Here is a 26,615-nt window from a genome sequence, read left to right as displayed (position 1 = left end):
TTTTGTCTTGTTTAGTTTTCAAAGATCATCTTCGTCGTCTCTCAGAGGCGACTTTTTCAATATAACATTTCGACGCCGTGTGCGTCAAGTGTTTTTTAGAATTTCTTTTTGTCAGCTTTTCTTCCAAAAGCAACTTGTTTGCTCGTTAGCGACGTATAATAATATACCATCATAATATTCAGGCGTCAATATCTTTTTTCACAAAATATCCTCGATGATAGATTTTTTGCCCCTTTGTCTCAATCGGCTCCACCTGAACAATTCCTTTTTCCACAAAGAAATCAATCATGACGCTAAGGTCAGGCGTGAAATACTTGAGGTCAGGATGCGCGAGAAGCTCTCCAAAAAGCCATATATCTTGCTGTTCCATGACATGACGCAAATGAGCGGCGCCAATTTCTGCTTTTGAATGGATCAAAAAGTCATTTGCTAAAAATAAAAGTTCCAAACGTTTATGAAGGCTTTCGTGGCTTTCAATGAGTTCTGAATAAAGTTTATATACTTCCGGTTCCATATGACGCACCTGATTCCAAACTGTCACTTCTGGGTGGAAACCTTTATCGATCACTTCAATACGTGCCAAATGATGCAGAGCATGCACAATTGAATTATATGCATCAAGGAATTGATTTGACTCAAAAAATGCTTTTCCTTCTATATATCTGCGAATAAGCTTGCCGTATTCTAAACCGATTTTAAGTTTGCGGTTTGAAAATGGGAATGTACTCAGGTCATCAATTAAGTTGAAAATATATTCATTTCGATCAAATAGGACTTTCCCATTCAAAATCCAATCAATGATTCGGCGGTTTGTGCCAAGGGTGATCCATTCCTTCAACTGCTCATCTGTGACAACATTTAAAGAAGCTGTTTGGTGATCGGATTCATAGTGCTTGATAAATAACGGCTCTTCCGCTTCTTTTACAATGACTAGAAGTGCTGCATCAAAGTTATCCGTCTCAGAAGATACCTTGTGTCTTCTTTCTACTATAATCACAGCCAATGTGTCTGGGTGACTTGCTCTCTCTTGATAAATAGGACGGAGAAGATTTTCCATAGTGATTCCTCCAATACTCGGGTGTAAAGTTCTTCTCTAATGCTATGTATTTCTCCTCATAGAATCAAAATTCCTTCAATTCAAGAAAAAAGATCATTGAATCATTATAAGCAATTTATTCACAAAACTCTATAACTAATTCAAACAGAAAGGTAAAATGTGCTATATTGGAGACAAGGGGGGCTAGGGATGGCGAAATACTCCAGTAAGATTAATAAAATCAGAACATTTGCACTTAGTTTGGTTTTTGTTGGCTTTCTGATCATGTATATCGGTGTGTTCTTCAAGGAATCGATTTGGCTGTCGACTTTCTTTATGCTGCTCGGCGTCTTATCGATCGGATTGAGTACAGTGGTTTACTTTTGGATCGGTATGCTTTCTACGAAGGCAGTCCGTGTCGTATGTCCAGGCTGTGAGAAGGAAACAAAAGTGCTTGGGCGGGTGGACATGTGCATGCATTGCAGAGAGCCGCTTACACTCGATCCAGCATTAGAAGGCAAAGAGTTTGATGAATCCTACAATCGAAAAAAGTCATAAAAAAAGCTGACCATTTAACCGGTCAGCTTTTTCATTAATGATTTTCTTTTTTCGCACATTCTTGACAAGTCCCATAGATCTCCAAGCGATGATGACTGACTGTAAAGCCCGTCACATGGGATGCAAGCTGTTCAACTTCATCAAGGCCAGGATAATGAAAGTCCACTATTTTTCCGCAGTTTTCACAAATCGCATGGTAATGGTCAGATGTCGCAAAATCAAATCGGCTTGAGGAATCACCGTACGTTAATTCCTTTACTAATCCAGATTCCCGGAAGACTCGTAAATTGTTGTAAACCGTTGCGACACTCATATTTGGAAATTTCCCTTCAAGTGCTTTATATATATCGTCCGCGGTTGGGTGAGTCATAGAATTTACGAGAAACTCCAAGATGGCATGGCGCTGCGGAGTAATTCGAACACCGGTTTCTTTTAAAGCATCTAAAGCGTCTTTTAGTTCGTGAGCAGCCATTTCATCATGCACCTCTCTTCAAAAATATTCTTATATTGTAATCTTTATAATTAGTGTACCCCCAGAGCCGAATCTTTGTCAATTACAATCCTCTTTTTTACCTATTCTTCTTCACAAAAAAGACCGGCATGTCTGCCGGTCCTATCCTGTGATGATATTAAGCGTGAGATTTTAGTTCCTCAAGCGCTTCTTCTACGTGGTCTTTCACCTTAACTTTTCTCCACTCTTTCACAAGCGTTCCTTCTTTATTAATAAGAAACGTTGAACGTTCGATGCCCATGTATTCTTTGCCAAAGTTCTTTTTCAGCTTCCATACTCCAAAGGCTTCGGACAATTTCTGTTCATCGTCTACAAGAAGTAAGAACGGTAAATCATGTTTTTCTTTAAACTTCTGATGCTTATCCTGACTGTCTGGGCTTACGCCGATAATGACAGCATCTAATTCTGCAAAGCTTTGATGGCGATCGCGGAAATCACATGCTTCTGTTGTACAGCCGGGTGTCATATCTTTTGGATAGAAATAAAGGACAATATGTTTTCCTTTAAAGTCAGAAAGCTTTACTTTCTCCCCGTTGTCACCGGTTAATTCGATTTCAGGTACTTGCTGGCCTACTTCGATTGTCATGACACAATCCCTCCAACCTATTTTTTAATAGCCTATCCAATTTTGAGAGGATATTCAACTAAGGACGCTTGCATCGGCATGTTAAAATAATGATAGACGACGTGATACGTTGAGATAGGAGGCTATTTATGAAATTCACAGAATCAGAAAAATTACATCAAGAGGCGCTGGAGCATATTGTTGGAGGTGTCAACAGCCCGTCTCGTTCATATAAGGCAGTAGGCGGCGGTTCACCCGTGGCTATGGAAAAAGGAGAAGGCGCTTATTTTTGGGATGTTGACGGAAATCGCTATATCGATTATCTAGCAGCATACGGCCCAATTATTACAGGACATGCCCACCCTCATATTACAAAAGCGATTACAAAAGCGGCTGAATCAGGTGTCCTTTACGGAACGCCAACGAAGCATGAAGTCACTTTTGCTAAAATGCTGAAGGAAGCCATGCCTGCTTTAGACAAGGTTCGCTTTGTCAATTCAGGTACTGAAGCGGTGATGACAACGATTCGTGTCGCACGTGCATATACAGGCAGAACAAAGATCATTAAGTTTGCCGGATGCTATCACGGTCACTCTGATCTTGTACTTGTGGCAGCTGGCTCTGGTCCATCCACTTTAGGAACCCCTGATTCAGCAGGCGTTCCAAAGAGCATCGCCAATGAAGTGATTACCGTTCCATTTAATGATATTGACAGCTACAAAGAAGCATTGAATCAATGGGGCGATGAAGTCGCAGCTGTCCTTGTCGAACCGATTGTCGGGAACTTCGGCATCGTGGAGCCTATGGACGGTTTCCTGCAGCAGGTCAATGACCTCACTCATGAAAAGGGCGCACTTGTGATCTATGATGAAGTGATTACAGCTTTCCGCTTTATGTACGGAGGCGCACAGGACTTGCTTCAAGTAAAACCTGACCTCACTGCATTAGGAAAAATCATTGGCGGCGGACTTCCGATCGGTGCTTATGGCGGTAAAAAAGAAATTATGGAGCAAGTTGCTCCTCTTGGACCAGCCTATCAAGCTGGCACGATGGCAGGAAATCCTGCATCCATTCTTTCTGGTATTGCCTGCTTGGAATTGTTAAAACAAGATGGTGTTTACGAGCATCTTGATCAGCTTGGCGCGATGCTAGAAGAAGGCATTTTAGCCCATGCAAAAAAACATCAAGTAGATATTACAGTGAACCGCTTAAAAGGTGCTCTCACTGTCTATTTCACAAAAGAAACCATTGTGAACTATGAACAGGCTGAAAATACGGATGGCGAAATGTTCGCTCGCTTCTTTAAATTAATGCTTTCGCAAGGGATTAACCTCGCTCCTTCTAAATATGAAGCTTGGTTCTTAACGATCGCACATACTGAAAAAGATATTTCCGAGACGCTGCAAGCAGTAGATCATGCGTTTGAACAGTTGAAACAATCATAATAGGGTCAAAAACAGGCGTAAAAAAATGCGCCTGTTTTTTTATTTATCAGCTCTTGTTTGTCAAAAGCGTGTGAATCTGTTACATTTCTTCTCAATACCTTCTTTTGATGTTTTCATGAACTTTCAAAAATCACTTGAATATTTCGGAAGACCGCTGTATATTACTTAGTTGTTCATCAAAATATTTATAATAAATGACGAGTGATCATCTATTATCTAAAAGAAAGGAATGCAGGGACAAAACCAATGAAACTTGGAGCCCGTATTTTAAAAACCGGTATTGCCATTGTACTCGCGCTTTACCTGGCAACATGGCTTGGGTTGCCAACGCCCGTCTTCGCGGGAATTGCAGCTGTATTTGCTATCCAGCCATCTATTTATCGATCTTTTTTAACGATTGTTGATCAAGTGCAAGCCAATATTATTGGAGCAGCACTTGCCATTACGTTCGGTCTGCTTTTTGGCACTGGACCAGTCATTATCGGTTTAACCGCCGTCATGGTCATCGCCATTAATTTAAAGCTGAAGATTGAACACACGATTCCAATTGCACTTGTAACCGTCATTGCGATTTTAGAAAGTGCAGGGGATCATTTCCTTTCCTTTGCCTTAATTCGAACAGCTACTGTGGTGTTAGGAGTTCTTTCTTCATTTTTAGTGAATTTAATCTTCCTGCCGCCAAAGTATGAAACAAAGCTTGTTCATCACATTATGGAAAATACGGAGGAGATTTTAAAATGGATCCGTCTGAGCTCCAGACAGTCTACTGATCATTCCATTTTAAAGGATGACATCGATCAAATAAAAGAACGCATGATCAAATTAGATCACATTTACTTGTTATACAAAGAGGAACGAAGCTATTTAAAGAAAACAACCTATGTAAAATCAAGAAAGCTCGTTTTGTTCAGACAGGCCATTATGACATCGAATCGTGCCCTGTACTTGTTGAAAAAGCTTCATAAATTAGAAAATGAAATTCATTTGATGCCAGAGCATTTCAAGGAAAGCTTAACAGATGAAATTGATTACTTACTGTATTGGCATGAGCGCACCTTGATGAAATTCGTCGGTAAAATGAAGCCGCAGGACGATGAATTTCAAAATGAATGCTCTCTTCGCCTTGAAACGTTAACGAAATCATTTATCCAGCATCAGCAAAACCAAGAAAACGACTTGCTCGATTACAATATGCTGAATGTCATGTCCAGCATCATCGAATACCGTGATGAACTAGAGCATTTAGATACATTGATTACAAGCTTCCAGACGTATCACCCAAAAGACAGTGAAATTGAGACAGATGAAAAAGAAGCATAAATAGAAAAGACCAGACCGATTCCAAGAATCGGTCTTATTTTATTTTCTTCATTTTAGGATCCAGTGTGTCTCTTAATCCATCTCCCATCAGGTTAAAGCCCAAAACTGTCAGCATGATCGCTACACCTGGGAAAATTAATGTCCAAGGGGCTTGAACGAGATAAGGTCTTGCATCGGCAAGCATTTTCCCCCACTCTGGACTTGGTGCCTGTGCACCCAATCCTAAAAAGCCTAAAGCCGCTGCTTCGATAATCGCTGTTCCGATCGCAAGCGTCGCTTGTACGATGACCGGCACCATACTGTTTGGCAGAATGTGACGCAGCACGATGCGGCGGTGTGACATCCCAACCGCCTTTGCTGCTAGCACGTATTCTTCTTGTTTAATACTCAGCACTTTTGAACGAACGAGCCGTCCAAAGGTTGGGACATTAATAATCGCAATGGCAATAAGGGCATTTTGTAAGGAGGGGCCTAAGATAGAGACGATCGCAATCGCCAGTAGAATACTAGGAAAAGCGAGTAAAATATCAAACACTCTCGAGATCACAGCATCTAGCACTCTTCCGCCATAGCCTGCAATCAATCCAAGCAGTGTGCCTAAAATGACAGACCCGAGAACCGAGAAGAAACCAACCCATAAGGAAATCCGCGCGCCATGCACAACTCTTGAAAATATATCTCTGCCGAAATCATCTGTACCAAACCAGTGCGCAGCTGATGGTGCACTAAATCGCTCACCGAGAGATTGTTCATTGATTCCAAAAGGAGCAATGAGCGGTGCAAATATCGCTAAAATGAGAAATAAAAAGACAATCACACTGCCAATGACCGCCAGCTTGTGCTGAAAGAACAGCTTCATCGATTCAAGAATCAATGATTGAGAGCGCTCTTCTTTTGGTTGAGGTGGTTCAAGCTCTTTTTGCGCTTCCATGTTATCACTCTCCCTCCCTAATATTTAATCCTTGGATCAATGACCGCATACAAGATGTCCACAATGAAATTGATCAGGACAAATATGAGCGCAACGACGAGAATGCCTGTTTGAATGACTGGGTAATCACGATAGCTGATGGCGTCATATATATACCGCCCAATGCCCGGCCATGCAAAAATGGTCTCTGTTAAAATGGCCCCGCCTAGCAAGAGGCCAGTCTGAAGACCAATAATCGTTAAGATCGGAATAAGCGCATTTTTCAGCCCATGCTGATAAATGATGAAAAATGAACGTACTCCTTTTGCTTTTGCTGTTCGAATAAAGTCTGAATGAAGCACTTCCAGCATACTTGCCCTTGTTATCCTTGCAATAATCGCAGCAGGGATTGTAGCAAGTGCTGTACTTGGTAAGATCAAATGCTTGATGCTGTCAGTGAATTGATCAAACCGGCCTTGCAAAAGCGTGTCCAGCGTATGAATATAGGTGATTGATTCCACTGGATTTCTGACGTTTTCACGTCCCGTTGTCGGTAAAATACCTAATTCAATCGAGAACAGCCACTGCCCCATTAAGCCTAACCAGAAAATCGGCATGGACACTCCAATGAGTGCAATAAACATCGCGACATAATCAAAGAAAGAATGTTTAAACCAAGCACTGATGATTCCAGCATTAACCCCCACAACGATCGCCAGCACCATGGCAAAAAAGGTCAATTCTAACGTCGCAAATAAGTATGGCTTCATTTCCTGGGCAATAGCCGCTCCTGTTCGTATCGAAGTCCCTAAATCCCCTTTTAAAAGGCCCAGCATGTAATGTCCGTATTGAACATACCAAGGCTGATTTAAACCGAGCTGGATGGTTAACTGTTCTACTGCTTCTTTCGTTGCCCGCTGTCCTAAGATGACCTGTGCTGGGTTTCCTGGAATAAACCGTATAATTGAAAACACGACCAATGTCATTCCGATCAATACTGGGATGAGCATTCCTGCCCGCTTCATACAATAAGCAAACAAACAGCTTTCACCGCCTTTTCTTTGTTTGAATAAGGGAGATACAAGATCTCCCTTATTTGCTTATTCGAAATACACGTCAGTTAAAGCTTCTGAACCAGTTGGATGCGGCTGGTAGCCTTTTAAATCACTAGATGCTGCAAGCATTGGGATGGAATGCACCAATGGAATCCAAGGTGCTTCATCATGAATGATTTCTTGTGCTTTTTTATATAGCTCATTTCGTTTCTTTTGATCTGTGTCTGTTTGCGCTTCAATGAGGATGTCATGCATTTTATCGTTTTCGAAGAATGTATAGTTGTTGCCGCCAATGCTGTCTTTGTCCAAAAGTGTGTAGATGAAATTATCAGGATCGCCATTGTCCCCTGTCCAGCCTAATAAGAACACATCAGCTTCCCCTTTACTTGCCTTATCTAAATAGGTCGCCCAGTCGTAAGTCACAATTTCTGCTTTGACGCCGACCTTTTCAAAGTTTGATTGAATGACTTCTGCTACCTTCATCCCATCTGGCATATATGGACGCGGTACAGGCATCGCCCAAAGCTTGATGCGAAAGCCGTCAGGAAAGCCCGCTTCTTTTAAAAGTTCCTTCGCTTTTTCAGGATCATACGGATACGGATCAATGTCGTCATTGTAACCTTCTAAAGCTGGAGGAAGAGGGTTTTTTGCTGGCTCGGCAAGTCCGCCATAAAATGACTTAATAATGGATTCTTTATCGACCGCGTAATTGAGCGCTTGACGAACGAGCTTGTTATCAAGCGGCTTTCTTGTGACGGTCAGTCCGATATAACCTACGTTCATTGATGGTCTTTCAATGAGCTGGAGTGCTTGATCCGTTTTAATGCCATCTAAATCTGATGGATTCACGCCATCCATCAAATCGATCTCGCCTGTTTTCAATGCATTTAAGCGAGCCGAGTTTTCTGGGATCGAGCGGAAGATGATTTGATTCAGTTTTGGTTTATCCTTCTGCCAGTAATCTTCGTTCTTTTCTAACACGATACGGTCGTTTTGTTTCCACTCTTTAAATTTGAATGGTCCTGTTCCTACTGGATTTTCGCGAAAGGAATCGCCGCTTTTTTCAACAGCTGCAGGACTCGCGATGCCAAACGGTGACATGGCAATATTTTTAAGGAATGTCGCCTGCGGGCGCTTTAGCTGAAATTCAACTTCATGCTCACCTTTGACGATGATGTCCTTAATCACATGGCCTTTATCTTTTTTATACCCGCCAAACATGCCGTAGTAAGGGAATTTTTCTGCATCGCCATTCATCCAGCGGTCAAAGTTGAATTTCACCGCTTCTGCGTTAAAGTCTGTGCCATCGTGAAATTTCACACCTTCTCTTAAGTAGAATGTGTACGATTTTCCGTCCTTTGCAACATCCCAGTCTGTTGCGAGACCTGGATGGATGGTCGTGTCTTTCTCACCGTAATTCAGCAGCTTTTCAAACATATTCTCTGTGACCTTGAAGGTTTCGCCTTCTGTTGTTGTGATTGGATCAAGTGAAGTGGAGTCTCCTCCTCTGCCAAATACGAGGGTGTCTTTTGTTGCCTTCTCTTCTGATGACGGAGCGGACGAGCATCCCCCTAAAAACAGTGCAAGTGCCAGCACAAAAATGAAACTACTGAACAACCATGTCTTCTTCATTGTGTTCCTCCTTTTGATATAAGTAACACGCCGCCGCGTGCCCCGCTTCCTTCTCATACAAAGCAGGTGCTGCTTTTAAGCATTTCTCCCACCTTTTTGGACACCTTTTGTAGAAAGGACAGCCGCCGCTTAGTGTCATGGCAGACTCTTCTGCCGACACATCTTGCGTCTCTAGCACGTGATCCATATGTGGAATGGATTTCAGAAGCAGCGATGTATAAGGATGAAGCGGGCTGTGAAATACGTCTTCGGCAGGCCCCATCTCGACAATGCGGCCTGCATACATGACTGCGATTCTGTCGCTCATATATCTGACAACACCAAGATCGTGAGAAATAAATAGATACGTTAGAGAAAGTGTCTTTTGCAATTCAAGCATCAAATTCAAAATTTGCGCCTGAACGGATACATCTAAAGCTGAAACGGGTTCATCGGCAATGACAAGACTTGGATGGGTAATGAGTGCTCTAGCGATACCAATACGCTGCCTTTGTCCGCCGCTGAATTGGTGCGCATAACGTTCTCCGTAGGATGGATCAAATCCGACAATATGTAGCATCTCTTTTACCCGATTCCGTCTTTCTGCTTTCGTTCCATGTCGATGGACAATGAGCGGTTCCTCTAAAATATCTTTGATTTTCATTCGTGGATTTAATGAAGCGTATGGATCTTGAAAAATCATTTGAATGTCTTTTCTTAAAGAACGCATCTCTCTTTCTTTCAAAAGAGTGACCTCTTGCCCTTTCAGTTGAATAGAGCCTGACGTCGGTTCAGTTAATCTCATTAAGCTTTTGCCAAGTGTTGATTTCCCGCAGCCTGATTCACCAACAATGCCAAGCGTTTCCCCCTCCTTCACGTGAAAGGACACTTGATTTAAAGCCAAAGTCGAGTGTTTGTATTTAGAAAAAAAAGCGGCTGTGTCATACCGTTTTGTCAGCTGATTCACTTGCAAGAGTGGGTGACTCAGTGTCTTCTCCTCCTTCCATTAGAAAGCACGCCACGCGGTGATCCTGTTCAATGGATTGTAAAACGGGATCTTTTTTAAGACATTGCGCCATTTGATAGGGGCAGCGCGCGGCAAATTGACAGCCAGATCGAATGGTCCCTGGCTTCGGTACATGACCTGCAATAGAGATGAGCTTTTCTTTTTTCTCTTTGAATGATGGAACTGAGGCGAAAAGACCTTTTGTGTAGGGGTGCAGAGGTTTTTGAAAAATACGGTCAACGGTTCCTTCCTCTACGATTCGACCGGCATACATTATCATGACTCGCTGGCATATTTGCCGTACGACGCCTAGATCATGGGTAATAAATAAAATAGCGGTGTCCATCTCTTCGTTCAGCTTTTTGAGCAGGCGAAGGATTTGCGCTTGGATGGTCACATCAAGTGCAGTTGTTGGTTCATCTGCGATCATGAGCTTTGGGTGACAAAGCATCGCCATCGCAATCATCACACGCTGACGCATGCCGCCTGATAATTCATGCGGGTATTTTTTAAGCAACGATTCGGCTTGCTTCAATCCGACGGTCTGAAGCAGAGCAACCGCCTTCGCTTTTGCTTCTTTTTGACCGATTGCTTGATGTGTGAAAAGGGCTTCTGTCATTTGTTTGCCGATGGTCATTAATGGGTTCAGAGAGGTCATTGGTTCCTGGAATATCATCGAAATGTCATTTCCTCTTATATCTCGCCACTGTTTTTCTGAAAGCGACAACAGGTTTTGTCCTTCGAATTGGATCTCTCCCGTTGTCTCTGTTTGCTGGTTCAGCCCCATTAATGACATAGATGTGATACTTTTCCCGCAGCCAGATTCGCCAACAATTCCTAAGGTTTCTCCTTTTTGGATCGAGAACGATATGTGATGGACGATGGGTACTTTTTGCTTTTTTTGCTGAAATGCAATGGACAGCTGTTTGACATCTAGCAGCACGTCTTGTTCTTTCACATATTCACCACCCCGTCATACTTTTTAAAATTGTATTGAGACAAGCTGGGAAATATGTCATGTTTTTGACAAGCATAAAAAAGCCTATCCGCTAGAATCGGATAGGCTTCTACTAATTTAATGTTTGAATGGTAAAAAGATGGCGATAGTGGCTGTCTCTGTTCATTAATTCTTCGTGTGTTCCTTTTTCCACAATCTCACCTTGTTCCATGACGACAATGAGGTCAGCATGTGTAATTGTTGATAAGCGGTGCGCGACAATAAAGGTTGTGCGGTCCTTTGCTAGCTTTTGCATCGCTTCTTGAATGTAATGTTCACTTTCTAAATCTAGTGCAGACGTTGCTTCATCTAAAATCAACAGCGGTGGATTTTTTAGAAAGACCCTTGCAATGGAAATCCGCTGTTTTTGACCGCCTGACAGCTTCACGCCCCGTTCTCCTACCTTCGTGTCATATCCTTCAGAAAGAGACATAATAAAGTCATGGGCATTTGCCGCTTTTGCAGCCGAAACGATTTTTTCAAAAGAGGCTTCTGGGTCTCCAACCGCAATATTTTCTTTAATCGTGTCACTGAATAAGAATGTATCCTGCAGCACCATTCCGACTTGATTTCGAAGGCTTCTTGCTCTGTACTCTTTTATATCAATGCCGTCAATTTCAAGTGACCCGTTTGTCACATCATAAAACCTTGGAATTAAGCTGACGAGAGTCGACTTCCCTCCACCGCTCATTCCTACAAGCGCAACCGTTTGTCCTTTTTCTACTTTCAAGGAGATATTGCGGAGAATCTCTTCCTGCGTGTGTTCATAACGAAACGATACATTTTTAAATTCGACCTCTCCTTTTAAATGATCGGCTTCTTTCGCATTCGGCCGATCTGTTACCTCGTATGGCTCATCAATAAATTCAAAGATACGATCCATTGACGCTACTGACTGAGTTAATGTCGTGGATGAGTTTATGAGGCGGCGAATCGGGTTGTACATCCGGTCAATATAACCGACAAAGGCAATCATGGTCCCGATCGAAAGTGATCCATTAATGACGGTGTAGCCAGCAAATGCAATGATCAATAGCGGTGCAATATCAGTGATAGTATTGACGACGGCAAATGTTTTGGCGTTCCAATTCGTATGATTGATCGCTTTGTTTAAGAAATTTTTATTTTCATCATGAAAATTCTCTTGTTCATATTCTTCAATGGCAAAGCTCCGAATGACTGGCATTCCTTGTACTCGCTCATGTAAATGCCCTTGCACTTCAGCCAGCGCCTGTGACCGCTCTTTTGTCAGCTTGCGGAGCCGTCCGTAAAAATACTTCACTGCAAACGCATATAACGGAAAAATAATGACAGACACGATGGTGAGCTTGATGTCCAGTGTACACATAATGGCGATCACGATCAGCACGGTCATCAAATCTAGCCAAATGTTCATAAGACCTGTGATGACAAACTCTTTTGTCTGCTCCACATCGTTGATGACTCTAGAAATGATTTCTCCTGTTCTCGTGTTGGCATAATAACGAAGGCTGAGCTTTTGAATATGCGAAAACAGCTTTTCTCGAATATCAAACAATACCTTACTGCCTGTCCACTGCGCATAGTATTGTCTATAGTATTCAACAGGCGGCCTCATCACTAAAAATAAGACGAGCATGATTCCCATAATGATCAGTAGAGATGATGTCTTTTCTTCAGCCGCCCCCGAGCCTTGAATGACATCATCAATGACATACTTTAAAAGCAGAGGCAATGTTAAGGGAATCGAGAACTTGATCATCCCGATGACCATTGTCAATGCAATCTGTTTCTTATACGGTGTTACAAAAGCCATGTAGCGTTTAATGACCCCCATGTAAATCTCCTTCCCAATCTATCAGTGCCTCTTATCCGTACGCAATCAAAAACCTGTTAGCCTAAAAAGCCAAACAGGTTTTTTGATGCTCTTGCTTATTTTGTATAATGTAAAAAACGTTCATACCACATATCCACAAATTCAGGAGCAAACGGACCTTTCCGCTGGTGAATCCAATGCAATAATGTATTCAGATGCTCTCTTAAGATACTATCAATTTCCTTTGGATAATTCATCTGCCTCTTATGATCTGCATATTCATCCTCATCCAAAATATTATACGTCATGTCTGGAAAGACTTTGACATCTAAGTCGTAATCAATATACTTAATTGCTTCTTCATCTGTTGCAAAAGGAGAGCTGATGTTGCAGTAATAATATACCCCATCATCTCTAAGCATCCCAATCACATTAAACCATTGTTTTGCATGGAAATAGCAAATAGCCGGTTCTCTCGTCATCCAAGTACGGCCGTCGGATTCAGTCACCATTGTCCGGTCGTTTGCACCAATGATACACAATTCCGTTGCTTTCAGAATGGTGGTTTCATTCCAAATCCTGTGGATCAAGCCATTGTGTTTATAGCTTTGAATTTGGATGCTTTCTCCTTCCTTGGGATAGCCCATATTTTCTCCCCTACTTTCTATAACAAACAAACCTAACAGTCCAAAGACCTAATTTCCCAACTAAACATGTCTCTATCATATTATACCGTTACATCATTAAAAAATGAAATGAAAAAGCCATTCAACCCAATTGAACGGCACACTGTCTTACATCACGGTTGAACTCTTTTCCATCTGCTTATATGAATTGATGACCTCTTCTGTCTGTTTTGTAAACAAGGTTTGGATTTTTTGCAGTTCCTTACGTTTCTGTTTGATTTGATCATGAAGCCTAGTCCACTCTTCTTGTTTTTCATCTTGCAGCAATTGTTTTTCTGTTTCTAAGCATAGATCGAGTTCTCCCTGTACATTGAGCAGTTGATCCATGAGCTGCATTTGTTCTTTTACAAGCTGATCGAAATCAGACATCTAACTCCTCCCTTTTATTTTCATCCACTTTTTGTCTGTATACCATTTCTTGAAAGATTACAGAAATCCTTTGACTGTTTATGTAGAGGCTTTACAGGTTTTGTCGGATGGTGGGGGGAGAGGCAAAAAGAAAAGCACTTCATTCGTAGATGAAGTGCTTTCCTCTGTTTCAGTGATTAGCTGTTTTGTTGTTTGTTTTGCTCAGCTTTTTGGTTGTATTTTTTTACTTGCTGTGCGTCAGTCTCGCTAGCAAATTCTGTACCATATTGACCTTGAGCAGTAGCTTGGTTTTGTTTTTTCACTTGTTGTGCGTTTGTTTTGTTTTGTTGTTTATCCATCATTATCACCTCCACGCACATTAATTTGTGCAGAAGGTGTACTTCCTATTCATGATTTTTTAAACAAGCAAAGAACGTCCGCCATCTACAATGATGGTTTGTCCTCTAATCATGTCTGCTTTGCCTGATACAAGAAATTCGACGCTGTCGACCATGTCTTTAATTTCCACCATTCGGCCAGCTGGTGTATTTTTCTTGGCGTCTTCTAAAAGCTCTTCTCGGTTCGGGAAGTGCTTAAGTGCATCTGTATCGATCGCGCCGCCAGATACGGCATTCACGACGATATTTTTTTGTGACAGCTCAACAGATAGATAACGCGTCAACGCTTCTAATGCTGCTTTTGATACGCCAACTACTGTGTAATTTTCAAGGTAGCGGATGGAGCCTAGTGAGCTAATGCTGACGATATGTCCGCCGCCGTTTTTCTCCATTAATTTCGCCGCTTCTTGTCCGCAGAATAACAAAGCTTTCGCATTGATATTCATCGTCCAGTCCCAATGATTTTCTTCAAGGTCCATGATTGGACGCTGAACACCAGATGCCGCATTGTTCACAAATATATCTAGACGGCCAAAGGTTTCGTCGATTTGCTGAAACATGTCTTTGATTTTCTCAGGCTGACCTACATTGGCTTTGACAACCAATGTTTTCACACCCATCGCTTCAATTTCTTCCGCTGTTTCAAGTGCGGCTTTTTTGCTTCTCGCATAGTTAATGACAATGTCATATCCTTTTTCAGCTAGGCGAAGGGCTACTTCTTTCCCTACACCTCTGCTGCTGCCTGTAATTAATGCACATTTACGTTGATTCATTATGGTTCATCTCCTGATTTGAATAGTTTTCGTCCATTCGCTTCACACTAATAGGAAAGTTCCTATTAGGAGGTTACATTCATGTATGTCGGACGCGATTTAAGCCAGCTTGGCATGATGTCCAAGGATCAATGGAAAGATACTGAGCTTGCTTACTTTCATCATGCTTTCCAACAAATTTTACCTTATTTGAACGAAGAAGGGCAATCTAAGTATCGAGAAATCATTTCTGAAATTGAAGACCGAGGGGGGCTGCACCGAAATGAAGCCGATTATACCCACGGTACAACGGTTAAATACGACTAGGTTCTTCAAGTGCCATCTTCCAAATTTTTTGGTGTGAGACTGGCAAAGCATATGCCTCAAATTCTTCTGTTGTCACTTTTTTCAGCATCGTGTCATCAGATACAGATGTCACACGTCCAAAGAAAACAGAAATATTCCAGATGAGGTGGGTAAATACATGCTGAATGGTGCCTTCTAAATCACCAAGCTCTGCTTGTACACCTGCCTCCTCTTTTAAGAAATCCATTAGCTGCTCTTTTTCCGTTTTTCTTCCCTTTATGGTTTCCAAGTTAGGGAATTCCCATAAATTCGCAAGAAGGCCTGTACTTGGCCGCTTATGAATATAGAGGTTGCCTGCGTCATCAAATAACACCACTGCTGCCATTGATTTTGCAGTCGGTTTTTTCTTTTTGCTTTTCACTGGGAGCTCATGCTGAACGCCTTCCTCAAGTGCCGAGCAATGCATGTTCACAGGGCAAATAAGGCAGGCAGGGGATGTTGGGGTGCAGATGAGCGCACCTAGCTCCATCAACCCTTGATTGAATTCTGATGGCTTTTCCCGGGAAATGAGCTGATCCACCGCAAACTCGAAAATATTTCTCGTTTTTGGTTTTGCAATATCATCCCATATGGACAAAATACGGGAAATGACCCTCATAACGTTGCCGTCTACCGCAGGGTACGGCTTGTTATAGGCGATACTCAGTACTGCGCCGCTCGTATACGGACCTACACCTTTGAGCTTTGAAAATTGTTCTTTCGTATCAGGGACAATGCCACCGTAGGATTCATATACTTCTTTCACAGCTGCCTGTAAATTACGCACTCTTGAGTAGTAGCCAAGACCTTCCCATGCTTTCATGACCTTTTCTTCATCAGCTAAAGCGAGATCTTTCACCGTCGGGAATTGCTCCATAAACCGGTTGAAGTACGGAATGACCGTATCTACTCTCGTTTGCTGAAGCATCACTTCTGATACCCAGACGCGGTATGGATCTTGATTTTCACGCCATGGCAATGTTCGTTGTTCTTTTTCATACCAATCAATTAAATCATGCTGAAAGCCCGCAATATCTTTGCGGTCCAGCTTTTCTTGAATGTCTTTCATATCTATACTCCTTCTCATTGGACCGAGGGCTAACGTTCTGAAAAGAACCTTATTTGTTGTATACTGTTTGTAGATACGTTAACATGTTACATTAAATCGGGATAAAGCAAAAGTGATTTTGCACATAGTCTTGATTGGAGACGTATACTTTGTATGATTGTTCCTAAGCATGACAACTAGGAGGTAATCAATTGGACACTGGTACTCATGTAGTAATGGGCATTTCTCTTGGGGGACTTGCACTTTTAGATCCAGCCGTCAGCGCAGATCCACACATGGCACACGCCGTGATGATCGCGACCATCGCCGGCTCCCAAGCACCAGACATTGATACTGTGCTAAAACTAAAAAATAATGCGGTTTATATAAGAAATCACCGGGGATTTACACATTCCATTCCGGCTGTACTGTTCTGGTCATTGCTGATTCCGGCTGTGATTTTCCCATTTGTGCCGGGGGCGAATTTACTTCATCTTTGGTTATGGACACTATTAGCTGTTGTGCTTCATGTGTTTGTCGATATATTCAATGCATACGGCACGCAGGCCATTCGTCCATTTTCAAAGAAGTGGGTAGCGCTTGGGATTATTAACACGTTTGATCCGTTTATCTTTTTTACACACCTTGTCGCCATTGTCGTTTGGGCGATTGGCGGGCATCCCGGCTATACGTTTATTACGCTGTACGCCGTGATTTTCTGCTATTATATCGTCAGGGTCATCATGCAGCTTCAGATCAAACATCAGCTGCGTGCACAATTCGATGAAATTGAAGACATTATTATTTCGCCTACGATGAAGTTCAGACAATGGCGTATTGCCGTGAAATGTAAATCCTCCTTCCATGTTGGACGCAGTATGAATGGTGAGATCATCATTTTAGACACCTTTAACCGGGTGCCGGTCCCTGACACAGAAATTATGAAAATTGCCAAACAAGATGAAAACATTTCAGCCTTTCTCTCCTTCTCCCCTGTCTACCGGTGGGAAGTGGATAAATACAAGGATCATTATGAAGTGCGGTTCATTGATTTGCGCTACCGCAGCAAAGGTCACTATCCTTTTGTCGCGATCTGCCATATCGACATGGACCACCAAATCAAAAATTCCTATACCGGCTGGATTTTCAGTGAAGAAAAACTGCAAAAAAAATTAAGACTCGGCTCTGTGTGAGCGAGTCTTTTTTTGTGCTTAAAACTCTTACATCTTCGTCATATATTCCACAATAAACTCCCAAAAGCCAGGTCCCTCTTGGTAAATCAGCCGGTCTACTTTTTCAATGAGTTTGATATAAAGTTCTTGTTCGAGGTCTTCTCTTTCTTGATATGCCGTGTTTTGTAGTTTCTTTTTGATCATGGGTGTGAAAGTTTCAATGAGTTCTTCCATTTCCCCATTGGTCATTTTTTCTTCGTTCACGGACATCTCCCCCTGTTTCTTCTTTTAGTTTGTTGAGCGCTTTTTTGTGAATGTTTGAGATGTTTTGTCTCGTTTCGCCTAGCCGATCGGCTATTTCTTTCATTGTTTGACCTTCAACATAAATATGGGTTAAGACCATTTTTTGTTTGTCTGTGAGCTGCTGGTAGGCCTTGTACAATGTTTGGTCTTGCAGGTGCTCTGCTAAGTCTTGCTGGTTGCAGAGCACGGCTTCATACGTATCTGTTTGAACAGGGTCTTTCACTTCTTGTGTATCAGGATGATTGAGTATGAGCGGAAAACGCTGCTGTTTCTTTTTTACTCGTTTGTCAAAGTCGACTGAAAAGATGCGTATCATTGTGGAGATATACTTGATGATGCGGATTTTCTGATAGAACTGTTTGAACTCGGAATCTAGTTTTTTGGCATTTTCCTCGTTTGGCTCTTCCATGACTTGCCGGAGCAGCTGCTCGTTTTTCGGGTTGCTTAAAAACTGCTGAATGAGCGGGTGATCAATGATTTCTTTCCATTTTGCTTTCAATAACAGCCGATAATCCATGTGCATCCTCCCCTTTGTTCTCTCTACTTGCATTAAGTGGACAAAAGTTAAAAAAAGTAAACTTTGTGAAACGGGTCTAATGGTTCATTTTCTCCCCCTTTGATTTCCTATTTCTTCTTTCATACCACTTATAAAGAAGACGAGCATCCGCTGGGAGGTGAGACAAATGGAGACCTTTTTTTCGGAGGAATGGCTGAAGCAGCTCGGTCAGGCTGGCTTTCCTGCCATTTTGACGGTTTATTTGCTGACACGTTTTGAACGAAAGTTTGATGAATTAAGCAAACTCATCCAACGATTGGTCGCTGTTCAAAAAAATGATGAATCAGATTGACATCTTCTTGATTCGTTTCACCTTATGAAAACGAGGGCGAAATGAAAGGCCTTTTGTCACCTCACACAATACGATGTTGAAAGGGGATTTTATCATGAGTGAAAAGCAAAATGGTGTACCACAGCCGATTCGAGGAGAAAAAGGAGCAACGGTCAAAATTCCACGTAATCTCGAGCGAGACAGACAAAACCCAGATATGCTCACGCCACCAGAAACCGATCATGGAACGGTTCCCAACATGAAATATTCTTTTTCTGATACGCACAACCGTTTAGAAAAAGGCGGCTATGCCCGCGAGGTAACGGTGCGTGAACTGCCCATTTCTAAAAGTCTTGCCTCTGTGAACATGCGGCTAAAGCCTGGTGCGATTCGTGAGCTGCACTGGCATAAGGAAGCGGAATGGGCGTACATGATTTATGGGGAAGCCCGGATTACATCGGTTGATGCAGAGGGACGCAATTTTACAGAGGATGTGACCGAGGGGGATTTGTGGTACTTCCCTTCCGGCTTGCCGCATTCTATTCAAGCACTTGAACCGGGAGCTGAATTCTTGCTTGTGTTTGATGATGGTTCCTTCTCTGAAAATAGTACGTTCCAAGTAACTGATTGGCTTGCCCATACGCCAGAAGAAGTTGTGCTCCAAAACTTTGGAATGACAAAGGAGCAATTTGAGAAACTGCCAGAGAAAGAGAAGTATATTTTCCAAAAAGGAATTCCTGGTTCCCTTGAGTGTGACAAAGTAAAAACAGAGCAAGGAGAAGTCCCGAATTCCTTTAAATATGAGCTGTTAAAACAAGAGCCGATTACGTCAAGCGGTGGACAAGTGTGGATTGCGGACTCTACCAATTTCAAAGCGTCTAAAACGATTGCGTCTGCTCTTGTGAAAGTCGATCCAGGCGCCATTCGTGAGCTGCACTGGCATCCAAATACGGATGAATGGCAATATTTCATTTCTGGAAAGGCACGAATGACGGTATTTGCCTCTGATGGACATGCGAGAACCTTCAACTATCAGGCCGGAGACGTTGGCTATGTACCATTTGCGATGGGGCATTATGTAGAAAATACAGGCGACGAACCGCTTTATTTCTTAGAAATCTTTAAGAGTGATCATTATGCAGATATCTCACTCAATCAGTGGCTTGCGGTCACACCGAAACAGCTTGTTCTTGATCATTTAGATCAAGGCGAAGACTTCTTGAAATTGCTTGACACTGAAAAACATCCTGTCATCGCTGCACCTAAAAAAGAGGATTAATTCAACCTTCCTGCAAAAAGGCTGTCCTTTTTGCAGGTATCTTCATGTAAAGGAGTGTTGTTTACCCATGCAGCAATCTGTTCACGCTTTATGGCAAGGGCTGAAATGGCTGATGGCGACGTCGGCTATCTGTTACATATTTTTGTTGTTTTGTGTACTGTTCTTTCATTTAACGGGTGCTTTTTATCAATCGATTTTATCGCTGCTACTGTTTATGGGCATCTATGTTGTACTCGGGATCTCTTTTGAACATCTGGAACACGTGCTCATGCGGTTTGTTCGCAAATGCCGGTCCAAAAAACGATCCATCGTTTTCTATGCCATCTTATTTCACCTTTTGTTTATTTGGGGTGCTGTCTATTTATCAGACGAATTGGTTGACGGCATTTTACTTTCTACTTCTGAGGAAGTTCTCTTTGCCATGAGTCTTTGGTTGTTTCATTTTTTGTTTGATTATGCGACGTTTCCATTTGATAAGGAAGCTTCGTGAGGCGCTATCGTCTTTCTGTAGAGAGCGCTTGTTTGACCTGCTCCATATGATGAAGATCATGCTTAATTAAACCTTGAAAATAACTTGATAACGTCAGCTCGGTTTGACCGATCAGAAAGGGTGTAGTCCAGCGAGATGCTTCGATTTTCTTCATTTCTTGAAGCAATTCTGTTCTGACAGCAATAAATCGCCCGATCGTCTCGCTTCTCTCTTCGTGTCTTGCCCTTTCGGCTGACTGTATATTCATTTCATGCACATCAGGTGCCTTACATAACGCCCGATCGTTCCAAAATTCCTTTAGGCGATCATGTAAAATAAATTCATCCCACGGAACAAAATGTGCGATGATCTCAGCAATGCTCCACTTTCCATCAGCAATGGCGCGGCGCCATTCTTTGTCTGTTAATTCCGTTAGCGATTGTACCCATTCAAGGGTGTGTTCATAGTGTTTTATCACGGTGTCTTTGTTCATGTTTTGTTATCCCCTTCATGTTTTTAAAAGAAGTTGATTAGAAATTGGTTAGTTTCATTCTTGCGAAATCATTTATAACATATTATCATATACTTTAATTACCAAATGAAGAGGGGGAATTGTGATACGCTGTCCTATATGAAAAAGATTATTTTTTCGCACTAAAATAAACCGACTGGTCTGTTTATAAAAGAGGAGGGGAAATAATGAAATCTCAACATGTGATCATTATCGGCAGTGGTGTAGCAGGATTGGCTACTTCTTTATTTTTAAAAAAGGCTGGGATGGAAAGTACGATTTATGAAAGCAGGTCAGATGAAGAATTAGAAACAGGAGCAGGTTTTTTACTGTCTCCGAATGGGGTAAAGATTTTGGATGAAATCGGGTGTAAAAATGAAGTGATAGCAAATGCAACAGTGATAAAGAAGATCCAGCAAATAAACAGTGAAAATGAAGTAGAAGCGATCTTTCACAATTATAGTGAAAAATATTATGATGCCCCTTTACTGAACGTCATGAGAGACCAAATCATCAAATCACTTTTAAAAGAAGTTCACCGTCAAGGAATAGAAGTGAAATACAACAAAAAGTTAACCTCGATCAAACAGCAGCCTCATTCCGTTCAGGTTCTTTTTGAAGATGAAACTGTGATAACAGGTGGTATTGTAATAGGAGCAGATGGAACTTTTTCGAAAACAAGAGAGGCTATTGCGTTTAATGCTAAATTAGATTATAGCGGTTTTTGGGGACTGCAAGGAGTATCGTTTGTGAAGGATTTTGTATTGGATGAGGCAACAAGTTATTTTTACAATGACGGAAACTTTCAATTCATTTTTGGAAAAGCGCATCCAACAAATAAAATGAATATTTTATGGCAAGCTTTCTCTCAGTGTCCTGAGAAGTTACCTACAAAACATTTTGAGAAAGCCAATAAAGAAACCATTCGACAGTTATTATATAAACAAATGGAACATTGGAACATTCCTAAACACCTATCTGACATCATCGATCATACAGACATGTTCTTTCCAAGAAGTATCTATGAAATAAAGGATCTTCCTGTGTGGTCAAAAGGACGAGTTGTTCTTATAGGTGATGCTGTACATACAGCAAATCCTTTTGTTGGTCAAGGAGCATCGTATAGTCTAGAAGATGCCATGGTCATAGCAAAGATGCTAAGGGATCATGATGATCGAGATGCGCTCTATTATTATGAAAAGGATCGAAGAAAGAGGACAGAAGAATTGAACGCGCTACTTCAGCACATAAGTATTCAAAACGATATTGATAAAAAAATGAACGAATATACGATTGAATGGGATGAAGAAACTTACGTATAAGATGAAAGACAAAAAAACACCACTTATGATGAAAAGTGGTGTTTCTTGTGTTGTCTCCGTGCATATAGGATCGCCCCAATCAAACTGACGAGTGAAATCAACGCAAGAATTCTGATATAAGGCGGATAGTAGGTTAGCACAATCTCGTTTTTCCCTTTTTCTATTGGAAAACCAATAAAAGTGTAGTTGGCTTTTTCAATATCGGTTTGGTGTCCGTTCACCGTGAGCTCCCAGCCTTTTTCATATGGAACAGGCAGAATCATGTAGTCATCACCGCGCTTGTTATCATACGAAATCGTAAAGCGGTTATTTTTTAGTTTTACCTGCTGGTTGCCATCATCTTGTTTTTCTTTTTTATATGCTTTCTCTAGGACGCGGTAAGGCTCTTGATACAGCTTCAGTTGATTGAGTTCGTATGTCCCTTTTGGTACTCGAATGGAGAGGATCTTTTCCGCAGGGACCCGAATCGTCACTTCATTGACACCTGTTTTGTAGATGGATGTATTGCTTTTTCGAGATGTAACATAGTCGTCAATGGATAACTGAAACCCTTCATTACGGTCTGTCCGCTTCACATAAAAACTCACATACACATCCCCGGCACGAGCGATATCATCTGGAAGGGTGATATTCAGCCCGCCCGTTTTCCCGTATACATCAAGCACGCCATTTTCGTATACCGCTTGTTCAGTATGAATGTTTGTATCCTTTATTCGATCAGGCGATTGGTCGATTTCAGCATTTCCTTTTTTGTTTAAGATCACACCTTGCAACATCGCATGTTCTTTATCAAGTGCTGACGCATGCTCTAGTGACTTTTCTGAATAGACGGTACTCGTTGTTCTTGCAAATGGGAGCGGGCGTGTATTTTCATACACTTCATAATGTTCGCTTTCCAATATTGGCTTAAAATAAACCGGCGGTGAGAAAGACACCCTTTTGTCTCTCATATAATACTTCCCGTAGGTCAGGCTGTATAAATTCGCCCTGTCCCCCATTGTTGCATACCGGCTGACACTTTCCCTTCCCATATCGATTTGCAGGTCATTCCAATAGAAATTGAGCAAATGCTGATTCAATATACTTGAATACACACTCATGCCTTGAAAGCCTTCAAATAATGGGGTATTGTTGCGCACGCCATTCATCCAATCAATCCGGGCAAGCGGATCTTTTGAACGGCTTTGAATCTGCTGAATGAGCTTCATTTGTTCATGTCCAGCATATGCCTCACTATTCAGATACGTATCTGATACGCTCTTAATATTGCTTCTTTCAGATAAGTATCCCTGCTGATACACGCCTGCTGTCAGTAGGCTAATGGCAATAAGCACAGCTGAAAAGAGACGAAGGTGCTGACGTTTTTCGGCATGCATCCATAGGAAGAACAAGCTGATCACAACCAGTCCTATACCCGTAAACACAACGACATCCATGTTTCCCTTTGCTCGTTCTGAAAGGACGACAGCAAGAAGGAACACGATCCAAGCGCCTAAGACCGCACGCTTTTTCCACTTCCACTCGATTTGTGAGAAATGCTTGATCGTGATGGCAACGGCCGCTCCAACTGTAAAGGCAAGAATGTACTCAAATCTGTATTGCGGTGCTGAAAAACCATTAAACACACTCGCCATCTTTGGGCTAAAGTGAAAAACAATGAGCAACATACTGATGGATGTGAACATGAAAAACCATCTGTTCCGGTAAAGCGGTACGAGAAACAGACAAATCAGAAAAATCACGGGTAATAAATACACCCTGCTCGTAAACAGCAGATGATCATGCAGTTCGAACCAAGGAATGGCCTGTTCATACGGCGGTCTTATATTGTTAAGAAAGCCATAAACAGACGGGATAAAAAAGGCGGCACTGATCCCAAAGGATAACAGTGTAGAGATCGCAAGCGTCCAAAACACCTTCCACCCGCGCTCCTCACTTCGCAGCTTGATCATATATCTGAAGACAAGATAGATCGCTAAAAAGATAAAGTGAATGTAAGCAAAGTAAAAGTTGTTGATCAGCATCAAACTGCAACTCGCAATAAACCAAGCGGGCTTACCCGTTTTGAATATCCGCTCAACCCCAAGTACAAGCAGCGGAAGCCACATCATGCTGTCGGTGAAAAATTCCCAAAACGTTTGATGCCGGAAATATACAATAGATAATCCATAAATTGCGGCACCTGTCAGTGCACCCAATCTATTTTGAACCATTGAAAGAAGCACACGGTAAGCGATGAAAAGAATAAGCGTCAGCTTGATTACACTCAGCCAAATCACGGCATTTGCCCAGAAATGAATGTCCGTTGACTGTATGAGATGGAGCGCATTCATCAGCCAGACGACAGCGACTGTCACCATAAAGACCGTCGACGTTGTGAAATAATACCCTAATTGCGTGTATGTACCGCCGCCTAGACCGAATTGATAGGAATAAAAGAAATTCCCTTTGACATATTCGTCATACAGCAGCTTTTTAAATGGGAGCATTTGCGAGATGCCATCCCCATCTCCTGTCATGTACCGGCCTTGCGTATATTCATATAAGAAAAAGGAGTGGCCTAATAATGCGAGAATGAGGCACATTCCAATGATTATCCATCTACGTTTCATCATCTAAATCCTTTCCACAAAAGATCCATTGTTCTTTGAAACAAAACAACCCAGCAAGCGATTCGTGCTTGCCGGTTATTTGACTCCACGTTATTTAAATAACTGTGTTAACACTCGGTCTTGTTCCTTTGAGCTTGTCTCTTGCTGCATGACATTTGATTCTTGGATCAAATAATGTGGCCTCTTTTTCGTTTCATAATAAATGCGGCCAATATATTCTCCAATCACACCTAGACTCAAAAGCTGGACACCTCCGAGGAAAAGCACAGCCGATATTAAAGTGAAATAACCAGGTACCATCACGCCCGTTCTGACGATTTGAATAAAGGTGGCAACGATGTAAATCAAAGAAAGGAATAAGATCAGTATGCCAGTATAAAAACAAATACGCAGCGGGCGGTTGTTAAAGGAAATGACGCCATCTATGCCATAGTTAAACAACTTCTTTAGTGACCATTTTGTATCACCATGCTGTCTTTCTACATTTTCATAATAGATGACCTTTTCTTCAAACCCAATCCAGCAAAAAAGTCCTTTTGAAAAACGATTTCCTTCTTTCAACTGAAGCAATGCATCGATTGCTTGGCGCGAAATTAAACGGAAATCTCCGACGCCATCACGCAAGTCCACTTCGACTACCTTGTTCATCACTTTATAGTACATGGATGATAAGTAAGAGCGAAGCTTGCTGTCTCCTTTACGGTTCCGTTTGGCAATGACTTGATGGTAGCCTTCTTCATATCCTCTGACGAAGTCCTGAATCAAATACGTTGGGTGCTGCAAGTCGGCGTCCATGATGATCGCAGCTACTCCCTTCGCATATTCAAGTCCTGCCAGAATAGCGGCTTCCTTCCCAAAGTTACGTGAGAAGGAAATGTATTTGACCTTTGCACTTTTGCGAGAGAGCTCTCTCATGTATTGAAGTGTGTTGTCTTTGCTTCCATCATTCACAAAGATGATTTCAAAGTCATAATGAAAATCGCGAAACTCTTCCTCGAGTGCCTCAAAGATTCGTCTGATGTTTTCACCTTCATTGTAAGAAGGAATTATAACAGAGAGCAATTCTCGTTCCATATCGCACCTTCTCTTCACTGTTTTCACATAGTCTGATATGTTCATTATTCCTTTTTTATCAGGAAACGAAACCCTTTTTTATTATCCATAAATTACATGTCTCTTTAATCGTTCCATTATATCAAAGTTTTATTTCCAGTGATTTTCAGTAAGATGAATTTAATGTAATTTTAAGTTTAACCATTGTAAAAAGCCTGTAATTTCGATCACAGACTGGGTATTGTATCATAAAATTGTTTACTCATTTATATATTTTCCTATTTCTTGAAAAAGATGAGGGGCACTTCTTTTAATGAAGCAGCCCTTTATTCTGCTCTTGTAGATGCTCGTTTGCCTTCGATTGTTTATTTTGGAATAAATGCAGCTGCGCACCGTAGCTCTCAATCCACTCTTGGACAATCCGTTCAGTTGTTTCCTGTCCTTTATACTTGTGGCCAGCCTTTGCATAGGTCGTTTCAAAATCACTCCATAGCAGCTCTACCCATGTACGTGCTTCATCATATGTCAGCATATTGTTTTTTTCCATCAGTTGTTCTGTTAATCGCTCAAAGTATTGTTCCATGTCGGTTCCTCCTTCATCTAGCAGAAAGTGCCTTTTTAAAAAAACCTCTTTTTTCATATACTACCCTTACGTCTTCAAAAGACGCAAATGATTTGTAT

28 protein-coding genes and 1 pseudogene are annotated in these 26,615 nt (G+C 41.7%); 9 read left to right on the top strand and 20 right to left on the bottom strand.

Going from position 1 to position 26,615, the window contains the following annotated elements:
- Nucleotides 1–178: 178 nt before the first annotated feature.
- Nucleotides 179–1,057 carry a nucleotidyltransferase-like protein gene (locus QRN39_RS16625; protein ID WP_003217861.1) on the bottom strand — a complete coding sequence of 293 codons (879 nt, stop codon included), beginning with the start codon at nt 1,055–1,057 and terminating at the stop codon, nt 179–181.
- Between the two features lie 189 nt (nt 1,058–1,246).
- Here QRN39_RS16625 and QRN39_RS16620 point away from each other — a divergent pair, with 189 nt between their 5' ends.
- A complete protein-coding gene (locus QRN39_RS16620; protein ID WP_003217804.1) occupies nt 1,247–1,594 on the top strand; it encodes a YgzB family protein in 348 nt (115 codons plus the stop codon).
- A gap of 34 nt (nt 1,595–1,628) precedes the next feature.
- Here the strand turns inward: QRN39_RS16620 and perR are convergent, their stop codons facing one another.
- Together perR and bcp are read right to left on the bottom strand one after the other, a co-directional pair.
- Complete coding sequence (perR, locus tag QRN39_RS16615) at nt 1,629–2,066, bottom strand: peroxide-responsive transcriptional repressor PerR (protein WP_003217782.1); 438 nt, start codon at nt 2,064–2,066, stop codon at nt 1,629–1,631.
- Nucleotides 2,067–2,223: 157 nt separating this feature from the next.
- The gene (gene bcp, locus QRN39_RS16610) at nt 2,224–2,691 is read right to left on the bottom strand and encodes a thioredoxin-dependent thiol peroxidase (protein ID WP_003217794.1); all 468 of its coding nucleotides are present in this window, start codon (nt 2,689–2,691) and stop codon (nt 2,224–2,226) included.
- Between the two features lie 128 nt (nt 2,692–2,819).
- Between bcp and QRN39_RS16605 the strand changes: the two genes are divergently transcribed.
- The gene (locus QRN39_RS16605; protein WP_284907696.1) at nt 2,820–4,115 is read left to right on the top strand and encodes a glutamate-1-semialdehyde 2,1-aminomutase; all 1,296 of its coding nucleotides are present in this window, start codon (nt 2,820–2,822) and stop codon (nt 4,113–4,115) included.
- Between the two features lie 246 nt (nt 4,116–4,361).
- Nucleotides 4,362–5,435: an FUSC family protein gene (locus QRN39_RS16600; protein ID WP_050944721.1), complete on the top strand. Its 1,074-nt coding sequence runs from the start codon at nt 4,362–4,364 to the stop codon at nt 5,433–5,435.
- A gap of 34 nt (nt 5,436–5,469) precedes the next feature.
- On the opposite strand, the gene QRN39_RS16595 is transcribed toward QRN39_RS16600, so the two are convergent.
- From QRN39_RS16595 to fabL, 10 genes and pseudogenes are all read right to left on the bottom strand, one after another.
- On the bottom strand, nt 5,470–6,366 hold the full coding sequence (locus QRN39_RS16595; protein ID WP_061407165.1) for an ABC transporter permease: 897 nt from the start codon (nt 6,364–6,366) through the stop codon (nt 5,470–5,472).
- Between the two features lie 17 nt (nt 6,367–6,383).
- Complete coding sequence (locus QRN39_RS16590) at nt 6,384–7,385, bottom strand: ABC transporter permease (protein WP_003217874.1); 1,002 nt, start codon at nt 7,383–7,385, stop codon at nt 6,384–6,386.
- Nucleotides 7,386–7,445: 60 nt separating this feature from the next.
- On the bottom strand, nt 7,446–9,032 hold the full coding sequence (locus QRN39_RS16585; RefSeq protein WP_044139669.1) for an ABC transporter substrate-binding protein: 1,587 nt from the start codon (nt 9,030–9,032) through the stop codon (nt 7,446–7,448).
- Nucleotides 9,007–9,984, bottom strand: coding sequence for an ABC transporter ATP-binding protein (locus tag QRN39_RS16580; RefSeq protein WP_284907695.1), 978 nt, complete (start codon nt 9,982–9,984; stop codon nt 9,007–9,009). The genes QRN39_RS16585 and QRN39_RS16580 overlap by 26 nt, the downstream gene beginning before the upstream one ends.
- A complete protein-coding gene (locus QRN39_RS16575) occupies nt 9,953–10,975 on the bottom strand; it encodes an ABC transporter ATP-binding protein (protein ID WP_284907693.1) in 1,023 nt (340 codons plus the stop codon). The genes QRN39_RS16580 and QRN39_RS16575 overlap by 32 nt, the downstream gene beginning before the upstream one ends.
- Before the next feature lie 112 nt (nt 10,976–11,087).
- Nucleotides 11,088–12,830, bottom strand: coding sequence for an ABC transporter ATP-binding protein (locus QRN39_RS16570; RefSeq protein WP_284907692.1), 1,743 nt, complete (start codon nt 12,828–12,830; stop codon nt 11,088–11,090).
- A gap of 95 nt (nt 12,831–12,925) precedes the next feature.
- The gene (gene ntdP / locus QRN39_RS16565) at nt 12,926–13,456 is read right to left on the bottom strand and encodes a nucleoside tri-diphosphate phosphatase (protein ID WP_003217818.1); all 531 of its coding nucleotides are present in this window, start codon (nt 13,454–13,456) and stop codon (nt 12,926–12,928) included.
- A 147-nt stretch (nt 13,457–13,603) separates the two neighbouring features.
- Nucleotides 13,604–13,864, bottom strand: coding sequence for a YgaB family protein (locus QRN39_RS16560; protein ID WP_050944727.1), 261 nt, complete (start codon nt 13,862–13,864; stop codon nt 13,604–13,606).
- 176 nt (nt 13,865–14,040) lie between these two features.
- A pseudogene (locus QRN39_RS16555) lies at nt 14,041–14,187 on the bottom strand (gamma-type small acid-soluble spore protein); the annotation flags it as partial.
- A 74-nt stretch (nt 14,188–14,261) separates the two neighbouring features.
- Nucleotides 14,262–15,014 (bottom strand): enoyl-[acyl-carrier-protein] reductase FabL, encoded by a 753-nt coding sequence (fabL, locus tag QRN39_RS16550; protein WP_226804816.1) that lies wholly within the window; start codon nt 15,012–15,014, stop codon nt 14,262–14,264.
- 81 nt (nt 15,015–15,095) lie between these two features.
- Here fabL and QRN39_RS16545 point away from each other — a divergent pair, with 81 nt between their 5' ends.
- Nucleotides 15,096–15,320, top strand: a complete 225-nt coding sequence (locus QRN39_RS16545) for a hypothetical protein (protein ID WP_003217808.1) — start codon at nt 15,096–15,098, stop codon at nt 15,318–15,320.
- On the opposite strand, the gene mutY is transcribed toward QRN39_RS16545, so the two are convergent.
- Entirely contained in the window at nt 15,307–16,407 is a 1,101-nt protein-coding gene (gene mutY / locus QRN39_RS16540) for an A/G-specific adenine glycosylase (RefSeq protein ID WP_284907691.1), read from the bottom strand. The genes QRN39_RS16545 and mutY overlap by 14 nt on opposite strands.
- 191 nt (nt 16,408–16,598) lie before the next feature.
- Here mutY and QRN39_RS16535 point away from each other — a divergent pair, with 191 nt between their 5' ends.
- The gene (locus QRN39_RS16535; RefSeq protein WP_251191512.1) at nt 16,599–17,579 is read left to right on the top strand and encodes a metal-dependent hydrolase; all 981 of its coding nucleotides are present in this window, start codon (nt 16,599–16,601) and stop codon (nt 17,577–17,579) included.
- Nucleotides 17,580–17,606: 27 nt separating this feature from the next.
- Here the strand turns inward: QRN39_RS16535 and rsoA are convergent, their stop codons facing one another.
- Nucleotides 17,607–17,828 carry a sigma-O factor regulator RsoA gene (rsoA, locus tag QRN39_RS16530; RefSeq protein WP_041815290.1) on the bottom strand — a complete coding sequence of 74 codons (222 nt, stop codon included), beginning with the start codon at nt 17,826–17,828 and terminating at the stop codon, nt 17,607–17,609.
- Complete coding sequence (locus QRN39_RS16525) at nt 17,776–18,378, bottom strand: sigma-70 family RNA polymerase sigma factor (RefSeq protein ID WP_284907690.1); 603 nt, start codon at nt 18,376–18,378, stop codon at nt 17,776–17,778. The genes rsoA and QRN39_RS16525 overlap by 53 nt, the downstream gene beginning before the upstream one ends.
- 166 nt (nt 18,379–18,544) lie before the next feature.
- Between QRN39_RS16525 and QRN39_RS16520 the strand changes: the two genes are divergently transcribed.
- From QRN39_RS16520 to QRN39_RS16510, 3 genes are all read left to right on the top strand, one after another.
- On the top strand, nt 18,545–18,709 hold the full coding sequence (locus QRN39_RS16520; protein WP_003217819.1) for a YvrJ family protein: 165 nt from the start codon (nt 18,545–18,547) through the stop codon (nt 18,707–18,709).
- Nucleotides 18,710–18,803: 94 nt separating this feature from the next.
- The gene (locus QRN39_RS16515; RefSeq protein ID WP_034664992.1) at nt 18,804–19,967 is read left to right on the top strand and encodes an oxalate decarboxylase family bicupin; all 1,164 of its coding nucleotides are present in this window, start codon (nt 18,804–18,806) and stop codon (nt 19,965–19,967) included.
- A 67-nt stretch (nt 19,968–20,034) separates the two neighbouring features.
- Nucleotides 20,035–20,457, top strand: a complete 423-nt coding sequence (locus QRN39_RS16510) for a regulatory YrvL family protein (RefSeq protein WP_050944740.1) — start codon at nt 20,035–20,037, stop codon at nt 20,455–20,457.
- A gap of 4 nt (nt 20,458–20,461) precedes the next feature.
- On the opposite strand, the gene QRN39_RS16505 is transcribed toward QRN39_RS16510, so the two are convergent.
- Nucleotides 20,462–20,929 (bottom strand): DinB family protein, encoded by a 468-nt coding sequence (locus QRN39_RS16505; protein ID WP_284907689.1) that lies wholly within the window; start codon nt 20,927–20,929, stop codon nt 20,462–20,464.
- A gap of 206 nt (nt 20,930–21,135) precedes the next feature.
- Between QRN39_RS16505 and QRN39_RS16500 the strand changes: the two genes are divergently transcribed.
- The gene (locus QRN39_RS16500; RefSeq protein WP_284907688.1) at nt 21,136–22,269 is read left to right on the top strand and encodes an FAD-dependent oxidoreductase; all 1,134 of its coding nucleotides are present in this window, start codon (nt 21,136–21,138) and stop codon (nt 22,267–22,269) included.
- 23 nt (nt 22,270–22,292) lie between these two features.
- On the opposite strand, the gene QRN39_RS16495 is transcribed toward QRN39_RS16500, so the two are convergent.
- The 3 genes from QRN39_RS16495 to QRN39_RS16485 form a co-directional block, all read right to left on the bottom strand.
- On the bottom strand, nt 22,293–24,884 hold the full coding sequence (locus tag QRN39_RS16495; RefSeq protein ID WP_284907687.1) for a YfhO family protein: 2,592 nt from the start codon (nt 24,882–24,884) through the stop codon (nt 22,293–22,295).
- 87 nt (nt 24,885–24,971) lie between these two features.
- Complete coding sequence (locus QRN39_RS16490; protein WP_003217835.1) at nt 24,972–25,955, bottom strand: glycosyltransferase family 2 protein; 984 nt, start codon at nt 25,953–25,955, stop codon at nt 24,972–24,974.
- A gap of 289 nt (nt 25,956–26,244) precedes the next feature.
- Nucleotides 26,245–26,517 carry a YfhJ family protein gene (locus QRN39_RS16485; protein WP_003217809.1) on the bottom strand — a complete coding sequence of 91 codons (273 nt, stop codon included), beginning with the start codon at nt 26,515–26,517 and terminating at the stop codon, nt 26,245–26,247.
- Between the last annotated feature and the right edge of the window lie 98 nt (nt 26,518–26,615).

The sequence above is a fragment of the Bacillus sp. lyk4-R2A-2 genome, from assembly GCF_030209735.1.
In the GTDB taxonomy this organism is placed as follows: domain Bacteria; phylum Bacillota; class Bacilli; order Bacillales; family Bacillaceae; genus Bacillus; species Bacillus pumilus.
Note: the sequence above shows the minus strand (reverse complement) of the source record. Positions and strands in the feature narration are given on the sequence as shown.